At 60.0% G+C, this 5,652-nt stretch carries 5 protein-coding genes; 2 read left to right on the top strand and 3 right to left on the bottom strand.

Going from position 1 to position 5,652, the window contains the following annotated elements; all coding sequences use genetic code 11:
* From JNL55_RS22075 to JNL55_RS22065, 3 genes are all read right to left on the bottom strand, one after another.
* The coding region (locus tag JNL55_RS22075) for a helix-turn-helix domain-containing protein (RefSeq protein WP_415923138.1) at positions 1–288 on the bottom strand (288 nt) is incomplete at its 3' end.
* 167 nt (positions 289–455) lie between these two features.
* Entirely contained in the window at positions 456–1,508 is a 1,053-nt protein-coding gene (locus JNL55_RS22070) for a FecR family protein (protein ID WP_293858991.1), read from the bottom strand.
* A gap of 2 nt (positions 1,509–1,510) precedes the next feature.
* Entirely contained in the window at positions 1,511–2,044 is a 534-nt protein-coding gene (locus tag JNL55_RS22065; RefSeq protein WP_293858988.1) for an RNA polymerase sigma factor, read from the bottom strand.
* A gap of 148 nt (positions 2,045–2,192) precedes the next feature.
* On the opposite strand from JNL55_RS22065, the gene JNL55_RS22060 reads away from it, so the two are divergent.
* Both JNL55_RS22060 and JNL55_RS22055 read left to right on the top strand, forming a co-directional pair.
* Positions 2,193–4,556, top strand: a complete 2,364-nt coding sequence (locus tag JNL55_RS22060; RefSeq protein ID WP_293858984.1) for a TonB-dependent siderophore receptor — start codon at positions 2,193–2,195, stop codon at positions 4,554–4,556.
* Positions 4,553–5,652 (top strand): serine hydrolase domain-containing protein (locus tag JNL55_RS22055; RefSeq protein WP_293858981.1); only part of this gene is annotated, 1,100 nt, incomplete at its 3' end. The genes JNL55_RS22060 and JNL55_RS22055, both read left to right, overlap by 4 nt.

Below are 5,652 nucleotides of genomic sequence, written 5' to 3'. Positions count from 1 at the left end.
CGGATATCGCTGCACCAGGCGAATCAGCAATGCGGCTTGAGCGTTGGGTTTGGCGCGGCCTTGTTCCCAATTCTCAAGCGTTCGCACGTTGGTGCGTAAGTAGCCAGCAAACAGCCCACGCGACAGGTTCATGTCTTTGCGTACCTTGGCGAGTTCGCGAGGGGTGATTTTCGGAGCAGGTTTGACCTTCACTGTATGGGTGCGCAATGTGCGCTTGCCGGCGCGGTGCTCGGCAAGCGCGTCAAAACCCTCTGTGAGTTCGGCAAACAGATCACGTTTCTTTTTCATGCGCCTTCCTCACCTTCAGCTCGCCTTTAACGAGCTCTTTCGTTGATGAGACCATCAACGTTGCGTGCTAGACCGGCGTTTTCAATTGCTTAGACCCCCGCATTGGCGCTGCGCCCGCGAAACCTGTAGTCGCCGACCGTGATGAGGTTTGGCCCGACGCTGCCCCGTCACCGGTCCGCAGTCGAGGAGTTCAGTTCGATTCGAACCGTGTCCCCGTCGCGCGCGAAGCGTAGATCCTTTTCCAGCGACAGGAAGTCGAGCAGTGCCTGAGGTTGGTCAGCGTTGAAGACCCCGTCGAGTTCGCGAGCGCGGATTTGCGGGTCGTCGATGACCAGCTGGGTCTTGTTGTATCGATTGAACTGTTCCACCACGAACTCGAGCCGATCGTGATCGAAGGTTAGTTTTCTCTGCTGCCAGGCCGTGGCCTTGGCAACTGCGCCATTGCCGAGTTCAGTGATTTGGCCGTCGCGTGTGATCGTCGCTTGCTCTCCCGCGGTGAGGGAGATTTGCTTGCCGTTACCCGCGACTTTGACATGGCCCTCGACGACGGAAACAGTGGTCTCGGTATCGCGACGATAAACATTGAAGCGCGTGCCGACCACTTCGATTACCGCCGAGGGTGTGACGACACGAAACGGACGCCGACGATCACGTTCGGCAGTGAACATGGCTTCGCCTTCCAGCAACCGCACTTCTCGGATCTGTTCATCGAAGGCGACTGCGATTCGCGACTTCGTATTGAGATGTACCAACGAGCCATCATCCAGCTTCAGTGCGCGCTGCTCGCCGGTCGCAGTTTCGTAGGTCGGCGGCGAGCCGAATTTGAAAGCGATAAATGAGAAGGCGCCAACTACGATGCACGCCAGCGCTGCGGCGAGAGCAGTGCGTCGGCGTATGGATTGCGGCCGGACGAGGTTGGCAGGTGTTACGTAGGCAGCCTGCATAGGCACGACCTCCGAGCCATTTTCCTCGCGGACTTCTTCGACCAGGGCATCGAGGTCGACATCCTTCAGCGCGGCCATGGCACCGAAGTCGCGATCGATTGCCGTGATCTCCAAAAAGGCTCGCATGTGTTCGGCCGAACTCTCCAGCCAGCGACGGAAGCCGCTTTCGGTCTCCGCCGAAGGCTCGTGCTCGAGTCTTAGCAGCCACGCCGCGGCCTGCTCGTTGAGCAGGCGACGTCGGGCCCGTTCAGTACTGTCCAGTGTGGGGGCGTCCATCGCTACCGATCCTGTCGATTCTCTCTGATCATCGCCAGCGCACGAGTGAGATAGTCGTAAACGGTCTTACGAGTGAATCCCAGCCGTTGCGCGATTTCCGCCGGGCTCAGGCCATCGCGTTTGCGTAACAGCAACACCGCGCGATAGGCCTTGGGCAGCGGTCTCAACAGGCGCTCCAGTTGGTCCGCCGAGGCCAGTTGATCGAGCGGGTCCGCCTCCGTTGCCGGAGCACTGAGATGATCGACTGTCTCCAGCAAATTGGAGTCGAACACCACGCGACTATTCCGCTCGCGCATGCGGAATTCGTAAACGAGATTGGAGGCCAGCTGATACAGGAACGCCTGCGCGTTCCGGATGTGTTCACGGCGCGCGACCAGCACGAAGCGCAAATAGGCGTCCTGCGCCAAATCGTGCGCTGTTTGGGTGCACCCGGTGCGCCGCATAAGGAAGCGATGCAATTCGGGGCCATACTCTTCGAACGCGTTCCCGGCGAACTCGGAGGATGCATGCGGATTGTCGGGGCTACGAGCGTTCAAAGCATTGCGGATCCTGATCCGATCTACCTAAGACTGTGCGAGCCGGGCAATTTACCGATGGCAGTTTTGCCGTCGGTAAACAGCGCTCGAACCACAGTCTATGACTCCAGAACAGTCATGGCTCACAGTGGGCCGATAGGGGACATAAATGAAGACCATTCGGCAGGCGGGCCTCGCGGCTGCCTTGATTCTCATGGGCGGTCTGGCCACGGCGCAACAGGCGCATCGCCTGTCCGGCCCGGTGGCCGTCGATATTCCGGCGCTGCCGCTGAACGATGCCTTGAAGCAGTTGGCGCAGCAGGCGGGCTTCCAGGTGGTGTTCTATTCGAAGGCCGGCGAAGGGCTGCAAGCCGCCAGACTCTCAGGCGAGTACACGGCTGAAGCGGCGTTGATGGAATTGCTGGCGGGCACCTCGCTGACTTACGAATTCGTCAACGACAACACCGTGGCGATTCGTCCCAGCAAACCCTCGGAGGTCTCGCCCACGGCCGATCTGGAAGAGGTGGTCGTGACCGGTGCGTATACGGCTCAAGTGGACGTGGTGGGCAAGACTTCGCAGCGGCTGCGTGAGATCCCGCATTCCATCTCGGTGGTGACGCGGCAGCGCCTGGAAGATCAGAACTTCCAGACCATCGACGATGCCCTGAAGTTCGTCACTGGCGTCACCACCCAGACGGTGGGCACCACCGGTCTGATGAGCTCGTTCTCCGCTCGTGGCTTCAGTGCCGACATCATTCAGCTCGATGGCATGCCGGTGGACAGCGTCAGCAGTTTGAGCGCGCAACCCGATCCGGCCATGATCGAACGCATTGAAGTGCAGCGAGGCGCGGCCGGCATGTTCAAAGGCCCCGGCAGCCCGGGCATGTCGATCAATTTGGTGCGCAAGCGGGCGCTATCGGACTTCCAGCTGCAGGCCCAGTTGAGCGCCGGTTCTTGGAACAACTATCAGGGCGAGCTCGATGTGACCGGTGCGTTGACCGCTTCGGGACGAGTACGCGGTCGCCTGGTGACGGCGCTGGGGGACTGGGAGTCCTATCTGCACAACGTCGATGGCAACAAGCAATTGGTCTATGGCACGCTGGAGTTCGATCTGCTGGAACGAACCACGCTGTCGGTGGGCGGCAGCTGGCAGCAGATCGATGCGACACAGTCTTACGGATTGCCGTCCTACGGCGATGGCCGACTTCTCGATGTGTCGCGTGCCATTGCGTTCGTGACGGATTGGTCGCGCTTGGAAAGCGACACGCGTGATGGTTTCGTGGAGCTGGAGCACAGGCTGGCAAGCGGCGGTAACTTCAAAGCCGCGGTACGCCGCGTAGAACGCGACAATCCCTTCTCTTTTGTGAGCATGGCCACTGCTGCCGGTGTGTCCGCTAACAACACGAGTTCATTCAGCAGTTCCCGATATCACGATGTCGGCCCCGCGCAGAACACCACGGCGGACGTCTACTTCAGCACGCCGCTGCAGTTTCTTGGGCAGACTCACAACTTTCTGATCGGGGCGGATTATCGGACTTCCCTGGGCCACATCAGCCGGCGCGACAACCCGACGCTGGTGACTATGAATATCCATGAGTTCGATCCCAACCTGGTGCCGCGACCGAACGCCAACCGAACGTTTTGGCGGACCACCGAGGTCGAGTCCTACGGCGTCTACAGCCAGTTGCGCTTCAAGCCTGCCAGTGCATTGACCCTGATCGGCGGCGCCCGGTTGAGCTGGTGGCAGTCGACAATTACCAATCGTCTCACCAACGTCGTCGTGTCCGACTATGACGCCACCAATGAGTTCACTCCCTATGCCGGCGTGGTGTTCGACCTGAACAAGGCGCTATCGCTGTATGCCAGCTATGCAGAGATCTTTGTGCCGCAGAATGGCCTCACGGTGACGGGTACTCAGATCAAGCCGCGTATCGGCGGTCAGTATGAGGCTGGCATCAAGGCGGAGTTTCGTGACGGACGCGTCAACACGCACGCGGCGGTCTACCGACTGCAGGATGAGAATCGCGCGCTGACCGATCCAACCAATCCTAGTTTCGTGATTCCGCTCGGTGAGGTGCGCAGCCAAGGATTCGAAACCGAGGTGAGCGGTCAGCTGGCTCCGGGGTTGAATCTCACCGCAGGCTACACCTTCACCGAAACCGAATACATTCGGGGCGCAGCCGGGCAGGCCGGCCAGCAGTTCAGCAGCATCACGCCGAAACACAACGTCAACTTCTGGGTGCACTATCGGTTGCCCGAAAGCCTGATCAGCGGCTTGGAGATCGGCGCGGGAATGCGCGCCGTCAGCCGGTTCTCCGAACAGATCAGTTCGACGTTCCCGAGACTCAGAGGTGCGGGCTATGCAACTGCGGCCTTGATGGCCGGCTATCGAATCAACGAGCGTTACAAACTCTCCATCAACATCGACAACCTGTTCGACAAGGAATATTACGAAAGAGTGACCAGCCCGATCAGCTTGAATGTTTATGGCGCTCCTCGCAGCTTCACCATGACCCTGCACGGTGCATGGTGAGCGTGCGTACTTTGACGCTAGCCGGGCTGGTGGCTCTGGCACTGACTCCCATCGCCGCGTCCGCGGCGGCAGCAGATTCCAGCAACTCAGCGAAGGTCGATGCGCTGTTCTCCGCATGGGACAACACTCGGTCGCCAGGCTGTTCCGTGGCGGTATCGAGAGATCACACGATCGTCCACAGCCGTGGCTACGGTATGGCCAATCTGGAATACGGCGTGCCCATTGGTCGCGATACGATTTTTCATGTCGCGTCGGTTTCCAAACAGTTCGCGGCCGCCGCGGTGATGCTGTTGGCGGAGCAAGGCAGGGTGTCGCTGGATGATGAAGCGCGGAAATATGTGCCGCAGCTGCCGGACTTCGGCAGGTCGATCACGATCCGCCATCTCATTCATCACACCAGTGGGTTGCGGGACCAGTGGGCGCTGCTCGGCTTCTCAGGCTGGCGACAATCGCGAGATCTGATTACCGATGACGACGTGATGAGCGTTGTGTCACGCCAGCGCGATCTGAATTTCGCGCCGGGGGAGCGATACTCCTACTCCAATACCGGGTACACGCTGCTCGGTCAGATCGTCCGGGCGACCGCCGGAAAATCGTTGCGGGAGTTTACGACCGAACGTTTCTTCACGCCGTTGCGGATGAGTTCGAGTCATTTCCGCGATGACTTCACTGAGCTCGTGCCGAATGCCGCCGTGGGCTATGAGCGCTCTGGCGATGGGTTTCGTAACAGCGTGACCAACTTCAACACCGTCGGTGCCACCAGCCTGTTGAGCACGTCGGAGGATCTGCTGAAGTGGGCGGCGAATCTACAAACCGGCGAGGTCGGCGGCGAGCGATTCGCGCGGCGGATGATCGAGCAGGGCAGGTTGAATGACGGCAGCAAGATTCAGTACGCCGCCGGGTTGGATGTGACGAATTATCGTGGCTTGCAGCTGATCGGTCATTCCGGTGCGGATGCAGGTTATAGAGCGTATGTCGGTTACCTCCCCGCGCCGCGCTTGGCGGTTGCCCTAACCTGCAACACGGTGATCGCGACCAGCGCCCTGGCCAAGCAGATCGCCGATGTGTACTTGGCGGGCCAGCTCGACGCGGTGGC

This window comes from Steroidobacter sp., from assembly GCF_016790065.1.
Classification (GTDB): Bacteria; Pseudomonadota; Gammaproteobacteria; order Steroidobacterales; family Steroidobacteraceae; genus Steroidobacter.
Note: the sequence above shows the minus strand (reverse complement) of the source record. Positions and strands in the feature narration are given on the sequence as shown.

Bases quoted from the DNA above. Each gene is read 5' to 3' on its own strand.
- JNL55_RS22070 (WP_293858991.1), bottom strand. From the start codon at position 1,508: ATGGACGCCCCCACACTGGACAGTACTGAACGGGCCCGACGTCGCCTG.
- JNL55_RS22060 (WP_293858984.1), top strand. From the start codon at position 2,193: ATGAAGACCATTCGGCAGGCGGGCCTCGCGGCTGCCTTGATTCTCATG.